Origin of the sequence: Streptomyces sp. NPDC058221 (assembly GCF_042882365.1) — a bacterium.
GTDB lineage: Bacteria > Actinomycetota > Actinomycetes > Streptomycetales > Streptomycetaceae > Streptomyces.
In genome coordinates, this window is record NZ_JBHVWF010000147.1 from 1 (window position 1) to 19,871 (window position 19,871).

Below are 19,871 nucleotides of genomic sequence, written 5' to 3' on the forward strand. Positions count from 1 at the left end.
CCGGCGCATCGACACGATCGTGCTCGACAAGACCGGCACCGTCACCACCGGCAGGATGACCCTCCAGGCCGTCCACACCACCCCCGGCACCACCGGGACCGAGCTCCTGCGCCTCGCCGGCGCCCTGGAACACGCCTCCGAGCACCCCATCGCCCAGGCCGTGGCCACCGGAGCCGCCGAACGCACCACCGAACCCCTCCCCACCCCGGAGCGCTTCACCAACATCCCCGGGCTCGGCGTCCAGGGCGTCATCGAGGGGCACGAGGTGCTCGTAGGCCGCCCCGCACTCCTGACGGATGCCGGAATAGACGTATCGGAGACGCTCTCCGACGCACTGACGGAGTCCGCCGACCAGGGACGTACAGCGATCGCCGTCGCCTGGGACGGCGAGGCGCGGGGCGTCCTGGAAATCGCCGACGCAGTCAAGGAGTCCAGTGCCGCGGCTGTCGCCGAGCTCCGCGCACTCGGTCTGACACCGATCCTGCTGACCGGCGACAACCGGGCTGTGGCGGATTCCGTGGCCCGCGCGGTCGGGATCGACGAGGTCCGCGCCGAGGTGCTTCCCGAGGAGAAGGTGCACGTCATCAAGGGCTTGCAGGCCGAAGGGCGTGCGGTCGCGATGGTGGGCGACGGGGTCAATGACGCCGCCGCACTGGCCACGGCCGACCTCGGTCTGGCCATGGGCACGGGCACGGACGCGGCCATCGAGGCGAGCGATCTGACCCTCGTTCGTGGAGATCTCAAGGTGGCGGCCGATGCCATCCGGCTCTCCCGGCGCACCCTCACCACCATCAGGGGCAACCTTTTCTGGGCATTCGGTTACAACGTTGCCGCTCTACCCCTTGCGGCATTTGGCCTGCTCAACCCTATGATTGCGGGAGCGGCGATGGCGTTCTCCTCAGTCTTCGTCGTAACGAACAGCCTGCGCTTGCGGTCCTTCACGTAACGTCCACAAAGAGATCTAGATCACACCGATTCAGGGGTAACCATTCGGTGGGTTCGCGAGTCTAAGAGTGCGATGCCAAAGGATGTCTTGGGGGACGTCCGACGGAGGGTCTTGGGGGACGCTCCGGGCAAGCGTTGGCCGGGGCACGTGCACCGGGGAGCTTTGAGCGGCCCTCCCGTCGGTACGTACCCCGGCAGACCGCAGGCAGGCAGGCAGGCTGTACAAGAGGTAAGCGCAGGACACGCAGTACCGAGGAACCCAGGAGCTTCGGCTCCCACTGAACGCCCGGCCGGATCCCGTGGGGGGAATCCGCTCCGGGACATGGGAAGCGCCTCGCTGTCGGCCCGTGGGGGGATCGATGGCGGGGCGCTTCTCGCATGTCCGCCGCCCCACCCCGCTTCGTCGAAAGCGGCCGGGCGCCAGGCGTGGCCGGGCCGCGTCCGGGCAAGCAAATCGCCCCGGACACCGCGCTCTGTGCGAAAGCGCGGCAGTCGGGGCGAAGGCAACCGGCCGAGAAGGCCCGGGGTGACGCGGGTCGTGCGGGGGTGGTGCGGGACTCAGCGTCCCTCGACCGGGACGAAGTCGCGCAGGACCTCGCCGGTGTAGATCTGGCGCGGGCGGCCGATGCGGGAACCCGGCTCCTTGATCATCTCGTGCCACTGGGCGATCCAGCCCGGAAGCCGGCCGATGGCGAAGAGAACCGTGAACATCTCGCTCGGGAAGCCCATGGCCCGGTAGATCAGACCGGTGTAGAAGTCCACGTTGGGGTAGAGGTTGCGCGAGACGAAGTACTCGTCGGAGAGCGCGTGCTCCTCCAGCTTGAGCGCGATGTCGAGCAGCTCGTCGGACTTGCCGAGCGAGGACAGCACATCGTGGGCCGCGGCCTTGATGATCTTGGCGCGCGGGTCGAAGGACTTGTACACCCGGTGGCCGAAGCCCATCAGGCGGACACCGTCCTCCTTGTTCTTCACCTTGCGGATGAAGGAGTCGACGTCGCCACCGTTGGCCTGGATGCCTTCCAGCATCTCCAGCACCGACTGGTTGGCGCCACCGTGCAGGGGTCCCCACAGCGCCGAGATACCGGCGGAGATCGAGGCGAACATGTTCGCCTGCGAGGAGCCGACCAGACGCACGGTGGAGGTCGAACAGTTCTGCTCGTGGTCCGCGTGCAGGATGAGCAGCTTCTCCAGCGCCGAGACGACGACCGGGTCCGGCACGTACTCCTGGGCGGGGACCGAGAAGGTCATGCGCAGGAAGTTCTCGACGTAACCGAGGTCGTTGCGCGGGTAGACGAACGGGTGACCGATCGACTTCTTGTACGCGTACGCCGCGATGGTCGGCAGCTTGGCCAGCAGCCGGATCGTCGAAAGGTGCCGCTGCTCCTCGTCGAACGGGTTGTGGCTGTCCTGGTAGAACGTGGACAGCGCGCTGACGACCGAGGACAGCATGGCCATCGGGTGGGCGTCACGCGGGAAGCCGTCGAAGAACCGCTTGACGTCCTCGTGCAGCAGCGTGTGCTGGGTGATCTCGTTCTTGAAGGCCGACAGCTCGTCGACCTTCGGAAGCTCACCGTTGATGAGCGTGTACGCGACCTCGAGGAACGTCGATTGCTCGGCGAGCTGCTCGATCGGGTAGCCGCGGTACCGCAGGATGCCCTGCTCGCCATCGAGGTAGGTGATGGCGGATTTATAAGCAGCGGTGTTGCCGTACCCGCTGTCCAGCGTCACCAGGCCGGTGTTCGCCCGGAGCTTCCCGATGTCGAAGCCCTTGTCGCCGACGGTGCTGTCGATCACCGGGTAGGTGTACTCGTCATCGCCGTACCGCAGTACTACAGAGTTGTCGCTCACGTCATCCCTCACCGACGTAGTGCCTCTTCTTCGAGGTTCCCTGACTGTCTCACCCTCCCCCATTTGGCTCAGGAGAGTGCACTCGGGGTCGTCCATTGGACCTACTCGCGGCACTGAGTGCCGCGAACTTATTCATCCTGCCCCCTTGACTGCGGTTCCGGAAGACCTCCGTGATGTTTCCCACCGATTTGATCGATCATTTTTTCGGCGGATCCTCCTTCCGCGCCTCCCCGCAGCCGGTAATCCAGCGCCGTACAGCGTCTGCCTGCGGAAACCGTGCGGACCGCCTGGCCGATCGCCTGCCGGGACCCGACCAGCACGACAAGCTTCTTCGCCCGCGTCACGGCCGTGTACAGCAGGTTCCGCTGGAGCATCATCCAGGCGCTCCTGGTGACCGGGATGACGACGGCCGGGTACTCACTGCCCTGGGAGCGATGGATCGTCATGGCGTAGGCATGGGACAGCTCGTCGAGTTCGTCGAAGTCGTAACCGATCTCCTCGTCCTCGTCGGTGAGCACGGTCAGCTTCTGCTCGTCCGGGTCGAGGCCGGTGACCACGCCGACCGTGCCGTTGAAGACGCCGTTCTCACCCTTGTCGTAGTTGTTGCGGATCTGCGTGACCTTGTCGCCGACCCGGAACACCCGGCCGCCGAACCGCTTCTCGGGCAGATCGGGGCGGGCGGGTGTGATGGCCTGCTGGAGCAGGCCGTTGAGATGGCCCGCGCCTGCCGGACCGCGGTGCATCGGCGCGAGTACCTGCACGTCACGGCGGGGATTCAGGCCGAACTTGGCGGGGATGCGGCGGGCCGCCACATCGACCGCGAGCACGCCCGCGTCCTCCGTCTCGTCCTCCACGAAGAGGAAGAAGTCGCTGAGCCCCCGGGTGAGCGGCGGCACGCCGGAGTTGATCCGGTGGGCGTTGGTGACGACGCCCGACTGCTGGGCCTGGCGGAAGATGGTGGTCAGCCGGACGGCCGGAACGGGTCCGCCGTCGGCGAGCAGATCCCGCAGCACCTCCCCGGCGCCGACCGACGGCAGCTGGTCCACATCCCCGACGAGCAGCAGATGTGCACCGGGTGCCACTGCCTTGACCAGCTTGTTGGCGAGCAGCAGATCGAGCATCGACGCCTCGTCGACGACGACCAGATCGGCGTCCAGCGGCCGGTCCCGGTCGTACGCGGCGTCGCCACCCGGCTTCAGTTCGAGCAGCCGGTGCACGGTGGAGGCCTCGGCCCCGGTCAGCTCGGAAAGCCGCTTCGCGGCCCGGCCGGTGGGCGCGGCCAGCACCACCTTCGCCTTCTTGGCGCGCGCCAGCTCCACGATCGACCGGACGGTGAACGACTTCCCGCAGCCCGGGCCACCGGTCAGCACGGCGACCTTCCTGCTGAGCGCGAGCCGCACGGCGGCCTCCTGCTCGGGCGCCAGCTTCGCTCCGGTACGGCCCGCGAGCCACTTCAACGCCTTGTCCCAGTCCACGTCGCCGAAGGCCGGCAACCGCTCCTCCGGCGTCCGCAACAGCCGCCGCACCTGGGCGGCCAGGGAAATCTCGGCGCGGTGGAAGGGCACCAGGTAGACGGCGGTGACCGGTTCACCGCCCTCGGGCGACGGCACCTTCTCCCGCACGACGCCCTCCGGGTCCTCCGCCAGCTCGGCGAGGCACTCGATGACCAGCCCCGTGTCGACCTGGAGCAGCTTCACCGCGTCGGCGATCAGCCGCTCCTCGGGGAGGAAGCAGTGCCCCTGGTCGGTGGACTGCGACAGTGCGTACTGGAGCCCGGCCTTGACCCGCTCCGGGCTGTCGTGCGGGATGCCGACCGCCTGGGCGATCTTGTCGGCGGTGAGGAAGCCGATGCCCCAGACGTCGGCGGCCAGCCGGTAGGGCTGGTTCTTCACGACGGAGATCGAGGCGTCTTCGTACTTCTTGTAGATACGGACGGCGATGGAGGTCGAGACGCCGACGCTCTGGAGGAACACCATGACCTCCTTGATCGCCTTCTGCTCCTCCCAGGCGGCGGCGATCATCTTCGTCCGCTTCGGGCCCAGCCCCGGCACCTCGACGAGGCGTTTCGGCTGCTGCTCGATGATGTCGAGGGTGTCGACGCCGAAATGGGTGGTGATCCGGTCGGCCATGACGGGACCGATGCCCTTGATCAGCCCGGAGCCGAGGTAGCGGCGGATGCCCTGGATCGTGGCGGGGAGGATCGTCGTGTAGTTCTCGACGGTGAACTGCTTGCCGTACTGGGAGTGCGAGCCCCAGCGCCCCTCCATCCGCAGCGACTCGCCGGGCTGCGCACCGAGCAGCGAGCCGACCACGGTGAGGAGGTCGTTGGCACCGCGTCCGGTGTCGACGCGTGCGACCGTGTATCCGTTCTCCTCGTTGGCGTAGGTGATCCGTTCCAGGACACCGGTCAGTTCGCTGAGGCCCTGGCTGCTGCCCGGCTTCGAGTCGGCTCCCCTGCCAAGCACCGCCCCACCTGCCCATCTGCCCATCCGGTTTGTGCGTTGCCAGGGAGGCTACCGCCGGGCACCGACAACGCGGGCTGCCGCATGACGAAAGTGCTGGTGCTGCGAGCGGCGATCCGGGCAAGCTCTCGTGCATGGTCTCGGTTTTGCAGAATGTGGCGATCGACTGTGCGGATGCCTACGGGCTGGCCCGGTTCTGGGGTGAGGTGCTCGGCTGTCCGCTGCACCCGGACGACGGGCCGGGCGATCCGGAGATCGACGTGATGCTGCCGGAGGGGCCGCTGCTGCACTTCAACCAGGTGCCGGAACCCAAGACGATCAAGAACAGGGTGCATCTGTGCGTGCGTCCGAAGTCCACGCGCGAGGAGGAGGTCGAGCGCTTGCTGAGCCTCGGGGCCACTCTCGTCGACGACCGCAGGGAACCCGATGGCGCCGGCTGGGCCGTCCTCGCGGACCCGGAGGGCAATGAGTTCTGCGTCCTGCGCAGTGGGGCAGACCGCGCGGCGATGTCTTCCTGAGGCTCACGCGCACCGGAGCGCGCCTCCGCTGACGCCCGTGCCGGGGCCGACCGACCGACCGACCGGCCGACCGGCCCCGGCTCCTTACGGGCGCCGGCCCTTCGCGTCCACGACCGTGCGTTCGAGGACGGCGCTGGTGGACAGCACCTGACCGGCCTCGATGCCGTCCTTGGCCTTCGTCGCGACACTGCGGCTGCCGATGAGTTCCAGGGTCTTCCTGTCGAAGATCAGCTCGTCACGGACACCGTCGTTGTACGCGTCGTAGCGGGCGACGGCCACACCGTGCCGGCCTGCGGCGTTCACCGCGTCCGGCACCACGACCACCCCGCCGATCCTCGCGACCGCGCGGAAGAGCGCGGCGCCGGTCTCCGGCGGCATCAGCGACTCCCTGAGGAGATCCCCGACCAGCACGAACGCATCCTGATCAGCGTTCCTGTCCGAATCCTCCGAGTCCCCCGAGTCCCCTTGGGAGCGGAGCCACTTCAGCATCGCGTCCGTGGTCGTGGGCAGGGTCTGGAGGTGCCGGTAGCTGGTGCTCTCCTCGTAGCCGGGCCTGCCGGGCGCCGGGTCGCGTTCCAGTTCCTCGTTGTCCAGGCCGCCGCCCGGTTCACGGAGCAGCCCGGGGCGGGTTCCGTCGACGGACATCCACACCTCGCGCCCGTGCAGGGCGGCGGGCTTCGTCTCGATGCCCTCTCCCACCGTCGCGGCTGCCACCCTGCTGCGGATGTAGACGAACTGGTCGTCGCGGACGGTGCCGCCCGCCGGTGACCTGGCCGCGACCGTCGCGATGCGGTCGAGCAGTCCGGCCGCCCCGCCGGTGGTGTCACCGTTCACCCTGGGTGCGAAGGCGTAGGTGGCCTTGCCGTCCTTTCCCACCGGTGCCGCCGAACCGTCCGAGCCGGTCACAGCGAAGCCCGCGACGACCGCGAGAGCCAGCGCTCCCGCGAGCGCGGGTCCGGCGACGGCCGGCCGCAGCCACTTCCTGCGGCGGGCCGCGCTCCTTCCCTCGTCCCCTGCGGGGGTGTGCCGGATCTCGCGCATCAGGTGCTCCTTGAGATGACGGTGACGGCCCGGCGGGAGGTCCTTCTCGGGGAGCGACGTGTTGTCGTTCATCGGTTTCCCTCCTGGATGGGCTGGGCCGCGGTGGTGCGGCCATCTCTTACCTGTCGCGGGCGGCCGGGCAGTTCCCCGTTTCCGGTGACCATGTCGGAGGCGGTTCCAGAGGCCGTCCCGGTGGCCGTTCGAGAGGCGGTTCCAGAGGCCGTCCCGGTGGCCTTCGCGAGCTTCTTCCTGGCTCTGGAGAGCCGGGAGCGGACCGTGCCCCGCGGGATCCCGAGGGCTTCGGCGGCGGCCGCGTAGTCGAACCCGGACCACACGCAGAGCGCGAGCACCTCCCGCTCGCTGCGCCGCAGGGTGTCCAGTGCCAGCCGTACGGCGGCCAGGAGTTCGGCGTCGTCGACCCGGCTCGCGACCTCGTCGGCGAAGTCGCCCACCGGGCTCCCCGGGGGCAGTCGCGCCATCGCCGCCGCGTGCCGGCCGGCGGCGCGCCGGGTGTTGCGCACGACGTTGGTCGCGATCCCCAGCAACCAGGGGCGTACCGAACCCCCTTCGGCGTCCACCCGGCCACGCAGCCGCCAGGCTTCGAGGAACGACAACGAGACGACGTCCTCCGCGGTCGACCAGTCCCCCGTCAGCCGGAACGCGTGGTTGTACACGGAGCGTGCATACCGGTCGAACAGCTCCGCGAAGGCGTCGTCGTCCCCGTCCCGGATCCGGGCCCGCAGTTGTGTCTCCATGACCTTTGACCTGTCCGGGGGTTCAGGGGTGGTTCCCGTGACCTGCGTCACTACGCCGGTGGTCGGTGTCCGTTGTCGATGCAGCCGGTCAACGGCTGGGAGCGGCGGTTTCCTCGTCCTACTTGAACGTGTACGAGCAGGGCTTGCCCGCGCCCTCCTTGGTCTCGACGACCGTCTTGCCGTCGACGGTGATCGAGCACGCCGCCGCGACGAGCTTGCCGTCGGGCCTGGTCACATTGCCGGGTGCGACGTTCACCAGCCGGCCGACCTCCCGCTCGGCGCCCCGCGCGGCGATGGTGGCTGTCTTCTTCCAGGGAAGGGTCACCTGCTCGAAGTTGTCTTCATCGAGGGTGTACATGACGGAGCCTGTGCCTGCGCCCTTGACCTCGATCGTCACCTCGTGAGGAGTGCCTTCCTCGACGGCATCGCCGGAGTCCTCCGACGTGTGCGACGGCTGGGCGGCGGGGCTCTTCCCCTTGCTCTCCGCCGCGGATTCGTCCGCGCCACCGCCGCCGCAGCCCGCCAGCAGGACCGCGGCCACGACGAAGGCAGCCCCGGTGAGTGTCTTGCGCATTTCATCCCCCATGATCGTTCTCCCCTGACGGTGTTCGGCCGCCAGGGATCCTGGGAGATCCTAAACAGCTCCTGGGCGTGCGCCCCGGCGCACCGGCCGCCCACAGCATCCCCTCGCCCTCGGACCCCCTCGAAACAGGGGGTCTGGCACCACCTCGGGACGGTGTCCACCCCTCCTGACCCGGGCCTTCTTCCGTCGCAGACTCATGACCGCGGATCACCACAACAACGGCGGTCAGGAGCAGGGGACATGACGGAACACACACGACGCAACGTGCTGCGCGGGGCTGCGGCCACGGCTGTCGCGGGCGGGCTGGTCGGTGCCGGAGCCGGCGTCGGATCCGGTGCCCAGGCGGCCGCCGCGGCGGGGGCACCGGAGACGGCGAAGCGGCACTTCCCCTTCCTGGAGGGGGCGTTCGCTCCGGCCACCGAGGAGCTGACGGCCTTCGACCTGCCGGTCACCGGGCGTATCCCGCGCGAGCTGAACGGGCGGTATCTGCGCAACGGACCCAACGCCCTGGGCATCGAGGACCCCCGCGCCCACCACTGGATGCTGGGCGACGGCATGGTGCACGGAGTCCGGCTGCGGGGCGGCCGCGCCGAGTGGTACCGCAATCGCTGGGTGCGTTCCTCCCAGGTGGCGAAGAAGCTCGGCGAGCCGTACCCGGGGCCGGTGCCGCCGGACGACTTCGCGACCAACACCCACGTCATCCCGTACCGGGGACGGATCCTCGCGCTCCAGGAGAGCGGTCCGCTGCCGTACGAGCTCGACGACGAGCTGAACACCGTGGGCACCCACGACTTCCGGGGCACGCTCGAAGGCGCGTTCACCGCCCACACGAAGTTCGACGCGCACGCCGACGAGCTGCACGCGATCACGTACTACCCGACCTGGGACCACGTACGGCACGTGGTCGTGGACCCGACAGGCCGGGTCTCGCGCACCACGCGGATCCCGGTGGCGGACGCGCCGATGATCCACGACTTCGCGCTCACCGAGAACTACGTGGTCGTCTTCGACATGCCGGTCACCTTCGACATGGCGGGGGCCGAGCGCGGCGACCCGGTGCCGTACGTCTGGAACAGGAAGCATCCGGCGCGCGTCGGGGTCCTGCCGCGTGCGGGCGGTGCGATCCGGTGGTTCGAGGTGGACCCGGTCTTCTACTCGCACACCCTGAACGCGTACGAGGAGGGCTCGGACATCGTCGTCGACCTGACGACGTTCCCGGCACCCTTCCTCGTCGCGGGCAACGGCTCGGGCGGGCCGTACGGGGCGGGCACCGGGCGGCTGGAGCGCTGGACGATCGGCCTCGGTCACGGCCGGGTGCGGACGCGGACCATCGACGACCGGCCGCAGGAGTTCCCTCGCGTCAATGAGGCGCTGGTGTCCCGCCGGCACCGGTACGGCTACTCGGCGGCGGCCGCGGAGATGACGCTCGCCTATCTGACGGCCGACGGCGGCAACCCGCCGGACCGGGCCTTCGGCAACGCGCTCTTCAAGCACGACCTGCTCCGGGGCACGGCGCAGGTCCACCGGCTGCCCCGGGGCTCGGCGGCGAGCGAGGCCGTGTTCGTGCCGTCCGACCCGGCGGACCGGAAGGCGGACGAGGACGACGGGTACGCCATCGCCTATGTGCACAATCCGGAGCGCGGGGCCTCGGACCTGGTGATCCTCGCGGCCCAGGACTTCACGGGCGAGCCGGTGGCCCGCATCCATCTGCCCGGACGGGTACCGCTGGGCTTCCACGGCAGCTGGATCCCGGACGCCTGAGGGCCGCGCCGGTGCGCCGGACGCTGGGCGCCGGAATGCCGAGATCGGGGGTGCGTCGTAGCGTTCTCCGCATGGACGATATGAACGATGTGGGCGACATGGGCGGTATGGGCGACGGATCGGCGCAGAAGGACGTCCTGAACGAGCTGGGTGACGACGGCCTCCACGAGGTCGCCCAGGTGCTGGACACGGATGCGGAGGGCGCGCAGCGGTTTGTCGGCGAGACGGTCACCGCCACCGAAGAGGCACCCGCGCCCGAGGAGGAGCCGCCGCTCACCGGAGTGGCCACGCTCGGCGGCGGGCTGGCCGGGGGGCTCGTGGGCGGGGCTCTCGGCAAGATGAGCGGACCCGTCGCCAACGCGGTGGCGAAGCGGACCGGGCTGCCGCCGGCGACCGTCAAGCGAGGTGTCGAGCTGCTGCTGCCGCTGGTCCTCGCCGCCCTGGCGAAGCGAAACGCCTCCCCGAAGAAGTAGCCCGGCGAAGAGGCGAAGAAGGAAGAGGCGAAGAAGTGGGCGGGCTCGGCGCTCCCCCGTACAGCGAAACGGGGCCCGGTCTCGCGACCGGGCCCCACTCGCTCTCCCCCTCCGTCGGGGCTTCCAGATCCCCCCGGATCCCTCCCCGGAAGCGTCCGACGGCAGATATGACCCGGCAGAGTGCTCAAGGGTTGTACGCCTTGGCAATCTTTTTGCCCCGCCGGCCGGGGCGCGGGTTCAGCAGGCGTGTGCCACGTAACGGGCGGCGACTTCGGCGAGCACTTCCGCCCCGTCGCGCGCCCACAGCTCCTCGTTGAAGATCTCCACCTCGATGGGGCCGTCGAAGCCGGTCGCCTCGACCGCGGTACGGAAGGCGCGGAAGTCCACGCTGCCGTCGCCGAGCTGTCCCCGGCCGACCAGGACGCCCGCCGGGAGCGGGGTGATCCAGTCGGCGAGCTGGAAGGAGTGGATCCGGCCGCCCGCGCCCGCCCGCGCGATCTGGGCGGGTGCCTGGTCGTCCCACCAGAGGTGGTACGTGTCGACGACGACCCCGACCTGTTCGGCGGGGAAGCGCTCGGCGATGTCCAGGGCCTGGGCCAGGGTGGAGACGACGCAGCGGTCCGAGGCGAACATCGGGTGCAGCGGCTCGATGGCGAGGCGCACCCCGCGCTCGGCCGCGTAGGGCGCCAGTTCGCCCAGGGCGTCGGCGATGCGTTCGCGGGCGCCGTACAGGTCCTTGCTGCCGTCCGGGAGGCCGCCCGAGACCAGGACCAGAGTGTCGGTGGACAGGCCGGCCGCCTCGTCGAGCGCCGCACGGTTGTCGTCCAGGGCGCGGGCCCGCTCGGCCGGGTCGAGTGCGGTGAAGAAGCCGCCCCGGCAGAGGCTGGTGACGGACAGGCCCGCGTCGCCCAGGAGTTGGGCCGTGCGCTCGACGCCGTACTCCTGGACGGGGGCCCGCCACAGGCCGACCTTGTCGATGCCCGCCTTCACGCAGCCCTCGGCGAGCTCGGGCAGCGACCACTGCTTGATGGTCTCCTGGTTGATGGAGAGCCGGCCGTCGCTCATCGGATACCTCCGTTGACCTCAAGAAGCGCGCGCATCCGCGACTCGGCCAGCTCCGGGTCGGGGAACAGGCCCAGGCGGTCGGCCAGTTCGTAGGCCTTCGCCAGGTGCGGCAGCGAGCGGGCCGAGTGCAGGCCGCCCACCATCGTGAAGTGGTCCTGGTGGCCGGCCAGCCAGGCGAGGAACACCACGCCCGTCTTGTAGTAGCGGGTCGGTGACTGGAACAGGTGCCGGGACAACTCGACGGTCGGATCGAGGAGTTCGCGGAATCCCTTGGTGTCGCCCGTGTCCAGGACCCGTACCGCGTGCGCGGCCAGCGGGCCGAGCGGGTCGAAGATGCCGAGCAGGGCGTGGCTGAAGCCTCGGTCGTCGCCGGCGATCAGCTCGGGGTAGTTGAAGTCGTCCCCGGTGTAGCAGCGCACCCCGCTGGGGAGGCGGCGGCGGACGTCGATCTCGCGCTCCGCGTCGAGCAGGGAGATCTTGATGCCGTCGACCTTGTCGGGGTGTTCGGCGATGACCTGGAGGAAGGTGTCGGTGGCCGCGTCGAGGTCGGCGGAGCCCCAGTAGCCGTCCAGCGCGGGGTCGAACATCGGGCCCAGCCAGTGCAGGACGACCGGTTCGGTGGCCTGGCGCAGCAGGTGGGCGTACGTGTCGAGGTAGTCCTGTGGGCCCTTTGCGGCTGCGGCGAGTGCGCGGGAGGCCATCAGGATGGCCTGGGCGCCGCTCTCCTCGACGAGGGCGAGCTGCTCCTCGTAGGCGGCGCGCACCTCGGCGAGCGTGGCCGGGCCCGCGGGGAGCTGGTCGGTGCCGACGCCGCAGGCGATGGCACCGCCGACGGACCTGGCCTCGGCGGCCGAGCGGCGGATCAGCTCGGCGGCGCCCGCCCAGTCCAGGCCCATGCCGCGCTGGGCGGTGTCCATGGCCTCGGCGACACCGAGGCCGTGCGACCAGAGGTGGCGGCGGAAGGCGAGGGTGGCGTCCCAGTCGACGGCGGCCGGTGAGTCCGGGCTGGTGTCGGCGTACGGGTCGGCGACGACGTGCGCGGCCGAGAAGACCGTACGGGAGGCCAGGGGCGCCCGTCCCGGTGCGAGGTCGAGCGGTGTGGTGCGGGGCTCGTACGGCCCCTGCGGGAGGTGGATGGTCATGGTGTCCGCTCCGGGGCGACGGGGACGTGGGTGGGGCGCGGCGTCACAGGGTCAGCTCCGGGACGTCGAAGCGGCGGCCCTCGGCGGATGACCTGAGGCCGAGCTCGGCGAGCTGGACGCCTCGGGCGCCGGCCATCAGGTCCCAGGCGTAGGGCTCGTCCAGCACGATGTGGCGCAGGAACAGCTCCCACTGGGCCTTGAAGCCGTTGTCGAAGACGGTGTTGTCGGGGACTTCCTGCCACTGGTCGCGGAAGGACTCGGTGGCCGGGAGGTCCGGGTTCCAGACGGGCTTGGGGGTGGCCGAGCGGTGCTGGACGCGGCAGTTGCGCAGGCCCGCGACGGCGGAGCCGTGGGTGCCGTCGACCTGGAACTCGACGAGTTCGTCGCGGTTGACCCGGACCGTCCAGGAGGAGTTGATCTGCGCGACGGCGCCGCTCTCCAGCTGGAAGATGCCGTACGCGGAGTCGTCGGCGGTCGCGGCGTACGGCTTGCCGTGCTCGTCCCAGCGCTGCGGGATGTGCGTCTGGACGTGTGCCTGGACGGTGGAGACCGGGCCGAACAGCTCGTGGAGCACGTACTCCCAGTGCGGGAACATGTCGACGACGATGCCGCCGCCGTCCTCCGAGCGGTAGTTCCAGGAGGGGCGCTGGGCCTCCTGCCAGTCGCCTTCGAAGACCCAGTAGCCGAACTCTCCGCGCACGGAGAGGATCTCGCCGAAGAAGCCGCCGTCGATGAGGCGCTTCAGCTTCAGCAGGCCCGGCAGGAAGATCTTGTCCTGGACGACACCGTGCTTGATGCCGGCGTCCCGGGCGAGGCGGGCCAGCTCCAGGGCGCCCTCGACATCGGTGGCGGTGGGCTTCTCGGTGTAGATGTGCTTGCCCGCGGCGACGGCCTTCTTGATCGCCTCGACCCGGGCCGAGGTGACCTGGGCGTCGAAGTAGATGTCGATGGTCTCGTCCGCGAGCACCGCGTCGAGGTCGGTCGACCACTCGGTCAGGCCGTGCTGCTCGGCGAGCGCCTCCAGCGCGTGGGCCCGGCGGCCGACGAGGACCGGCTCGGGCCAGAGCACGTCTCCGTTGCCGAGGTCGAGGCCGCCCTGTTCGCGGATCGCGAGGACCGAGCGCACCAGGTGCTGCCGGTATCCCATGCGCCCCGTGACGCCGTTCATGGCGATGCGCACTGTCCTGCGTGTCACGAAAGTTCCTCCATACAGATGTAGCAAGCGCTTTCTATACAGGGGGACGCTAGCCTGCCGACAGCGGCCCGGACAAGAGGGGGCACGCTGATCGGCCCTCTCCCTCATCACTCCTCGGAGGAATGCGATGACAGTCACCCTGGCGGACGTGGCGGCCCGCGCCCGGGTGTCCCCGGCCACCGTCTCCCGCGTGCTGAACGGCAACTACCCGGTGGCGGCGTCCACTCGGGAGCGGGTACTGCGTGCGGTGGACGATCTGGACTACGTGCTCAACGGGCCGGCCAGCTCGCTCGCGGCCTCCACATCCGATCTGATCGGCATCCTGGTCAACGACATCGCCGACCCGTTCTTCGGGATCATGGCGGGCGCGGCCCAGACGGAGATCGGCGGTCCGGGCGACGGTTCGGGCCGGGCCGGCGGCGAGAAGCTCGCCGTCGTCTGCAACACCGGCGGCTCCCCGGCCCGCGAACTCACCTACCTCACCCTGCTCCAGCGCCAGCGCGCCGCCGCCGTGGTCCTCACCGGCGGCGCGGTGGAGGACCCGGCCCACCAAGCCGCGATGTCCGCGAAGCTGGCGAAGCTCGCCGACGCGGGGACCAGGGTGGTGCTGTGCGGGCGGCCCCCGCTGCCGGACGGCGAATCGGTCCTGGCCGCGCTCGCCTTCGACAACCGGGGCGGCGGCCGGCGTCTCACCGAGCACCTGATCTCGCTGGGCCACCGCAGGATCGGCTATGCCGCGGGACCCCTGGAGCGGACCACGACCCGCCACCGGCTGGAGGGCCACCGCGACGCGATGAGGGCCGCGGGGCTGTACGGGGACGGCACGGGCGCGCAGGAGCGTCCCGCGCACGCACGGGACGAGGAACGGCTCACCGTGCACGGCTCCTACGACCGCAGCTCCGGCTACGACGCCACGGTCGAACTCCTGTGCCGCGAACCGGAGATCACAGCCGTCGTCGCCGCCAACGACACGGTGGCGCTGGGGGCGGCGGCGGCGGTCCGGGACCGCGGTCTGCGCATCCCGGAGGACATCTCGGTGGCGGGCTTCGACGACCTGCCGTTCTCGGTGGACGTCGTCCCGGCCCTCACGACCGTACGGCTGCCGCTGTTCGAGGCGGGGGCGCGGGCGGGCCGGCTGGCGATGGGCAAGGAGGGTCCGCCGCCCGGGGGCATCGCGACGATTCCGGCGGAGCTGATGGTCCGCGGGTCGACGGCGGTGCCGCGGAAGTGACTTGGTTCCCCGGGACCGGGGCATCCGTAGTTCGGGCCATGAACCTTCGGGCCATGAACCGATGAAGTGCCGGCCACTGCCTGGTCCGTACGGTGCAGGGGCACGGCAGGTACCGATGGAAGGACACGCACGTGAAGCTCGCTTTCTCCACCCTCGGGGTGCCGGGGCTGCCGATATCCGAGGTCGTCCGGCTGGCCGCCGAGCACGGCTACCAGGGGGTGGAGCTGCGCGCCCACCCCGAGGAGCCGGTGCACCCGGGGCTGACGATGCTCGAACGGGCCGATGTGGTGGAGGAGTTCAAACGGGGCGGGATCGAGATCCTGACCGTGGCCGGCTATGTCCGGGCGGCGGCCGACGGTGACGACCAGCCGGTACTGGACGAGCTCGCCGGGCTGGTGGAGCTGGCCAGGGACCTGGGCGCCCAGAACGTCCGGGTCTTCCCCGGCGGCGGCGACCAGGACCCGGCCACGGCCGATGCGACGGCCGCCCGCAGGCTGGCAGCGGCCGCTCCGTACGCCGCGGACATGGGCGTACGCATCCTGCTGGAGACCCATGACTCGCACCGTGCGGGGGCCGCGGTGGCCCGGGTGGTGGGCACGGTGGGACACGGGAGCATCGGCGCGCTGTGGGACATCATGCACACCTGGCTGGCCGGTGAGGAGCCGGTCGCGAGCCATGCGGTGCTGGCCCCGCACCTGGGATACGTACAGGTGAAGGACATCGCGTCGGCCGATGCCACCGAGCCGTTGGCGCTGGGCGCCGGGGTGCTGCCGCTGCGGGCCTGCCTGGACACCCTGGACGCGGACAGCTGGGTCTGCTGGGAGTACGAGAAGCGCTGGTACCCGGAGGCCGCGGAGCTGCCGGGCCTGCTGAGCGCGGGACGCGAGTACCTGCTGCGGACGGGCGCGCCGAAGCAGTAGCGGCCGGCGCCGGCCTCTCAGACGGGGGCCGGCGCCGAGGTCTCGGGCGTCACGGCCCGGGTTCGTCGCGCCCCGGCCAGGGACGTCAGCGCCACCCCGCCGACCAGCAGGGCGGCCGCGCACCACCGCAGCGGGCTCACCGACTCGTCGAGCAGCAGCGCGGCCGACGACATCCCGAAGACCGGGACGAGCAGGGTGAACGGGGCGACGGACGACGCCGGGTACTGGCGCAGCAGGAAACCCCACGCGCCGAAGCCGAAGACCGTGGTGATCCAGGCGACGTAGACGATGATCCCGGCGCCGCTCCAGTCGAGTGCGGCGAGTGCCTCCGTGTCCCGGTCCCAGCCCTCGAAGATCAGGGAGAGGCCGAGCAGCGGCAGTACGGGCACGGTCGAGACCCAGACCATGAAGTTGAGGGCGTCGGGCGGGGCGGCCTTGCGGGTCAGGACGTTGGACACCCCCCAGCAGGCCGCCGCCGCGATCACCAGGACGAAGGCGAGCACGGGCCCGCTCGCCCCTTCGTCGACCGCCGCCACCCCGATGCCGGCGAGGGCCACCCCCATCCCCAGCACCCGTGCGCGCCCCGGGCGTTCACCGAGCGCGAGGGCCGCGAAGAGGGCCGTGAAGACGGCCTGGACCTGGAGGACCAGGGAGGAGAGACCGGCGCCCATCCCCCGGTCCATGCCGATGAACAACAGCCCGAACTTGGCCACTCCCAGGGCCAGTCCGACTCCCACCACCCACTTCCACGCGACCTTCGGCCTGCCGACGAAGAAGACCGCGGGCAGCGCCGCGACCAGGAAGCGCAGGGCGGAGAAGAGCAGCGGCGGGAAGTGGTCGAGACCGACTTCGATGACGACGAAGTTGACACCCCAGACGGCTGTCACCAGGGCGGCCAGGGCGATGTGGAGGGGACGCATGTCCCGAGGATCACCCGCAGCAACCGTTTAGCACCAGCACGGATTTCTTCATGGTGAAATTGAGTGCTGCTAATGAATCGATGGGATCCAGGAGGCTCCGGTGCTCGATCTCTCCCGGCTGCGCGCGCTGCACGCCATCTCCGTCCACGGCTCCGTCGCGGGCGCCGCCGCCGCGCTCGGCTACACGCCGTCGGCGGTCTCGCAGCAGATCACCAAACTGGAGCGGGAGACCCGCACGACACTGCTGGAGCGCCGCGGCCGCGGTGTCGCACTCACCGAGGAGGCAGTCCATCTCGCCGCCACCGCGCAGCAGTTGCTGGCGATCGTGGAGCAGGCCGAGACGACGCTGGAGGAGCGCAGGGGGCTGCCGACGGGACAGCTGTCGATCGGCGCGTTCGCCTCGGCGGCGCGCGGGCTGCTGCCCGGAGTGCTGGCGGAACTGGATCGCGAGCACCCGGATCTGGACGTCCGGATGACCGAGGTCGATCCGCACCTCTCGGTCGACCTGGTGGCCAAGGGGGTCATCGACCTGGCCGTCGCACACGACTGGGACATCGCACCGCTGCCCGCTCCGGACGGCGTGGCGCAGGCGGTGATCGGGGCGGACCGCTGCGATCTGCTGGTACCCGCGGACCACCGGCTGGCGGGCCGGGACGGGGTGCGCCGCGAGGAGCTGGCGAAGGAGCGCTGGATCTGCCAGCCGCCGGGGACGGTCTGCCACGACTGGCTCGTACGGACGCTGCGCACGGCCGGCTACGAGCCGGACATCCGGCACCAGGCCGAGGAGAACCACACCCAGCTGGCGCTGCTCGCCGCCGGTCTCGGCGTCGCGATGATTCCCCGGCTGGGCCGGGGACCGCTGCCGGACGGGGTGGTGGCGGTGCGGATCGAACCCGTGCCGGTGCGCCGGCTGTACGCGCTGTGGCGCACCGAGGCGGCCCGCCGCCCGGCGATCACCGCGGCGGTTGCGGCACTTCAGGCGCACGGTGCGGGCGTGGGACTGCGCTAGCGGCGACCGGTCCCGGGGCGCGGCGCTCCCCGGCGGGGACGCGCTCAAACGGTCCGCACCCTTGACCGGAAGTTATTTTCTGGATATCCGTGCTCCTTGGAAGTTTCTTTCACCACCCCCTCGTCACCGAGTACGGCCGAAGGAGCTCACGTGCACCACCGCACCTCCAGACGCACCCTCCTCACCGCCTCCGCCGCCGCCGCAGTCGTGGCAGCCACGGGTGCGGCAGTCGCCCCCGGCGCCGTCGCCGCCCAGAAATCCGCCGGCGGCAGCCACAACTCCGCAGCCACCACCCGTCGGCTGAAGCGGATCGTCTCCCGGATGAGCCTGGAGGAGAAGATCGGCCAGCTGTTCGTCATGCGGGTCTACGGGCACTCCGCCACGGACCCCGACCAGGCCGACATCGACGCCAACCTCGCCGAGATCGGTGTGCGCACCGCGGCGGAGATGATCGCCAAGTACCACGTCGGCGGGATCATCTACTTCACCTGGGCCCACAACACCCGCGACCCGCACCAGATCGCCGATCTCTCCAACGGCATCCAGCGGGCCGGCCTCGCGGGGCCCACACCGCTGCCGCTCCTCGTCTCGACGGACCAGGAGCACGGCATCGTCTGCCGGGTCGGCGAGCCGGCCACACTGATGCCGGGCGCGATGGCGCTGGGCGCGGGCCGTTCGCGCTCCGATGCCCGCAGGGCGGGGCAGATCGCGGGCGCCGAACTGGCCGCGATCGGCATCTGCCAGAACTACGCGCCGGACGCGGACGTCAACGTCAACCCGGCCAACCCGGTGATCGGGGTGCGCTCCTTCGGCTCCGACCCGCAGTCGGTGGCCGGGATGGTCGCCGCCCAGGTGAAGGGGTACCAGAGCGCCGGGATCGCCTCCACGGCCAAGCACTTCCCCGGACACGGCGACACCAGCACCGACAGCCACACCGGTCTGCCGGTCATCAGCCACACCCGGGAGCAGTGGGCCGAGCTGGACGAGCCGCCGTTCCGGGCCGCGATCGCCGCGGGCATCGACTCGATCATGACCGCGCACATCGTGGTGCCCGCGCTCGACCCCGCCGAGGACCCGGCGACCCTGTCCCGGCCCATCCTCACCGGCATCCTGCGCGAGGAGCTCGGCTACGACGGCGTCGTGGTCACCGACTCGCTCGGCATGGAGGGCGTACGGACCAAGTACGGCGACGAGCGGGTGCCGGTGCTGGCCGTGCAGGCGGGCGTCGACCAGCTGCTCAACCCGCCGGACCTCGACGTCTCCTGGAACGCCCTGCTGGCGGCCGTGAAGAGCGGCGAGATCAGCGAGGCCCGGATCGAGGAATCGATCCTGCGCATCCTGCGGCTGAAGACGAAGCTGGGGCTGTTCGACGACCCGTTCGTCAGCCACCGGGGCGTGGACCGCACCGTCGGCACCCGGTCGCACCTGGCCGCCGCCGACCGGATCGCGGAGCACACGACCACCCTGCTGGCCAACGAAGGCTCGCTGCTGCCGCTGTCGCGCCGCTCGCACCGCAGGCTGCTGGTGGTGGGGGCCGATCCGGACTCCCCCTCGGGCACGACGGGACCGCCGACGGCCACCCTGGCCGCGGAGTTCAAGGAGCTGGGGTACGCGGCCACCGCCCTGTCCACCGGCACCGCACCGGCGCAGGCGGACATCGACGCGGCGGTGGCGGCAGCGCAGGGCATGGACGCGGTGGTCGTGGGGACGTACAACGTCACGGCGGCCAGTTCGCAGCGGACCCTGGTGAGCGCCCTGGCCGCGACCGGCGTCCCGGTGATCACGGTCGCGATCCGCAATCCGTACGACATCGCCCAGCTGGCCGGGACGGGCCACGCGGCGAGCCTGGCCGCGTACTCCTGGACCGATGTCGAACTGCGGGCGGCGGCCCGGGTGATCGCGGGCCGCGCCGAGCCGGAGGGGACCCTGCCGGTACCGGTCCAGCGCGCGGACGATCCGGCGCAGGTGCTGTATCCGGTGGGGTACGGCCTCTCGTACTGAGG

Annotated in this window: 17 protein-coding genes; 8 read left to right on the forward strand and 9 right to left on the reverse strand. The window is 70.7% G+C overall.

Going from position 1 to position 19,871, the window contains the following annotated elements; genetic code table 11:
* A partial coding sequence (locus ACFVW8_RS32290) for a heavy metal translocating P-type ATPase (protein WP_389696316.1) occupies positions 1-946 on the forward strand: 946 nt, incomplete at its 5' end.
* A gap of 557 nt (positions 947-1,503) precedes the next feature.
* Here ACFVW8_RS32290 and ACFVW8_RS32295 read toward each other — a convergent pair.
* Both ACFVW8_RS32295 and ACFVW8_RS32300 read right to left on the reverse strand, forming a co-directional pair.
* Positions 1,504-2,793 (reverse strand): citrate synthase, encoded by a 1,290-nt coding sequence (locus ACFVW8_RS32295; protein ID WP_384127203.1) that lies wholly within the window; start codon positions 2,791-2,793, stop codon positions 1,504-1,506.
* Positions 2,794-2,921: 128 nt separating this feature from the next.
* A complete protein-coding gene (locus tag ACFVW8_RS32300) occupies positions 2,922-5,258 on the reverse strand; it encodes an ATP-dependent RecD-like DNA helicase (RefSeq protein ID WP_389696319.1) in 2,337 nt (778 codons plus the stop codon).
* A 131-nt stretch (positions 5,259-5,389) separates the two neighbouring features.
* Here ACFVW8_RS32300 and ACFVW8_RS32305 point away from each other — a divergent pair, with 131 nt between their 5' ends.
* Positions 5,390-5,773 carry a VOC family protein gene (locus ACFVW8_RS32305; RefSeq protein ID WP_389696321.1) on the forward strand — a complete coding sequence of 128 codons (384 nt, stop codon included), beginning with the start codon at positions 5,390-5,392 and terminating at the stop codon, positions 5,771-5,773.
* An 84-nt stretch (positions 5,774-5,857) separates the two neighbouring features.
* Here ACFVW8_RS32305 and ACFVW8_RS32310 read toward each other — a convergent pair whose 3' ends face one another.
* From ACFVW8_RS32310 to ACFVW8_RS32320, 3 genes are all read right to left on the reverse strand, one after another.
* Positions 5,858-6,886: a CU044_5270 family protein gene (locus ACFVW8_RS32310; protein WP_389696323.1), complete on the reverse strand. Its 1,029-nt coding sequence runs from the start codon at positions 6,884-6,886 to the stop codon at positions 5,858-5,860.
* On the reverse strand, positions 6,883-7,569 hold the full coding sequence (locus ACFVW8_RS32315; protein ID WP_389696325.1) for an RNA polymerase sigma factor: 687 nt from the start codon (positions 7,567-7,569) through the stop codon (positions 6,883-6,885). Before ACFVW8_RS32315 ends, ACFVW8_RS32310 begins: the two co-directional genes overlap by 4 nt.
* 118 nt (positions 7,570-7,687) lie before the next feature.
* A complete protein-coding gene (locus ACFVW8_RS32320) occupies positions 7,688-8,155 on the reverse strand; it encodes a hypothetical protein (protein WP_389696327.1) in 468 nt (155 codons plus the stop codon).
* 237 nt (positions 8,156-8,392) lie between these two features.
* Here ACFVW8_RS32320 and ACFVW8_RS32325 point away from each other — a divergent pair, with 237 nt between their 5' ends.
* Positions 8,393-9,913 carry a carotenoid oxygenase family protein gene (locus tag ACFVW8_RS32325; RefSeq protein WP_389696329.1) on the forward strand — a complete coding sequence of 507 codons (1,521 nt, stop codon included), beginning with the start codon at positions 8,393-8,395 and terminating at the stop codon, positions 9,911-9,913.
* 71 nt (positions 9,914-9,984) lie between these two features.
* Complete coding sequence (locus ACFVW8_RS32330; RefSeq protein ID WP_389696331.1) at positions 9,985-10,386, forward strand: hypothetical protein; 402 nt, start codon at positions 9,985-9,987, stop codon at positions 10,384-10,386.
* Positions 10,387-10,623: 237 nt separating this feature from the next.
* On the opposite strand, the gene ACFVW8_RS32335 is transcribed toward ACFVW8_RS32330, so the two are convergent.
* The 3 genes from ACFVW8_RS32335 to ACFVW8_RS32345 are packed head-to-tail and all read right to left on the reverse strand — an operon-like array spanning position 10,624 to position 13,788.
* Positions 10,624-11,451, reverse strand: a complete 828-nt coding sequence (locus ACFVW8_RS32335; RefSeq protein ID WP_389696332.1) for a sugar phosphate isomerase/epimerase family protein — start codon at positions 11,449-11,451, stop codon at positions 10,624-10,626.
* On the reverse strand, positions 11,448-12,593 hold the full coding sequence (locus ACFVW8_RS32340) for a dihydrodipicolinate synthase family protein (protein ID WP_389696334.1): 1,146 nt from the start codon (positions 12,591-12,593) through the stop codon (positions 11,448-11,450). The genes ACFVW8_RS32335 and ACFVW8_RS32340 overlap by 4 nt, the downstream gene beginning before the upstream one ends.
* Before the next feature lie 43 nt (positions 12,594-12,636).
* Positions 12,637-13,788 (reverse strand): Gfo/Idh/MocA family protein, encoded by a 1,152-nt coding sequence (locus tag ACFVW8_RS32345; RefSeq protein ID WP_389696336.1) that lies wholly within the window; start codon positions 13,786-13,788, stop codon positions 12,637-12,639.
* A gap of 127 nt (positions 13,789-13,915) precedes the next feature.
* Between ACFVW8_RS32345 and ACFVW8_RS32350 the strand changes: the two genes are divergently transcribed.
* Entirely contained in the window at positions 13,916-15,019 is a 1,104-nt protein-coding gene (locus ACFVW8_RS32350; RefSeq protein WP_389696338.1) for a LacI family DNA-binding transcriptional regulator, read from the forward strand.
* Positions 15,020-15,150: 131 nt separating this feature from the next.
* Positions 15,151-15,939, forward strand: a complete 789-nt coding sequence (locus ACFVW8_RS32355) for a sugar phosphate isomerase/epimerase family protein (RefSeq protein ID WP_389696340.1) — start codon at positions 15,151-15,153, stop codon at positions 15,937-15,939.
* Positions 15,940-15,956: 17 nt separating this feature from the next.
* Here ACFVW8_RS32355 and ACFVW8_RS32360 read toward each other — a convergent pair whose 3' ends face one another.
* A complete protein-coding gene (locus tag ACFVW8_RS32360; RefSeq protein WP_389696342.1) occupies positions 15,957-16,859 on the reverse strand; it encodes an EamA family transporter in 903 nt (300 codons plus the stop codon).
* A 100-nt stretch (positions 16,860-16,959) separates the two neighbouring features.
* Between ACFVW8_RS32360 and ACFVW8_RS32365 the strand changes: the two genes are divergently transcribed.
* Both ACFVW8_RS32365 and ACFVW8_RS32370 read left to right on the forward strand, forming a co-directional pair.
* Positions 16,960-17,868, forward strand: a complete 909-nt coding sequence (locus ACFVW8_RS32365; protein ID WP_389696344.1) for a LysR family transcriptional regulator — start codon at positions 16,960-16,962, stop codon at positions 17,866-17,868.
* Between the two features lie 150 nt (positions 17,869-18,018).
* A complete protein-coding gene (locus ACFVW8_RS32370; RefSeq protein WP_389696346.1) occupies positions 18,019-19,869 on the forward strand; it encodes a glycoside hydrolase family 3 protein in 1,851 nt (616 codons plus the stop codon).
* Positions 19,870-19,871 lie beyond the last annotated feature (2 nt).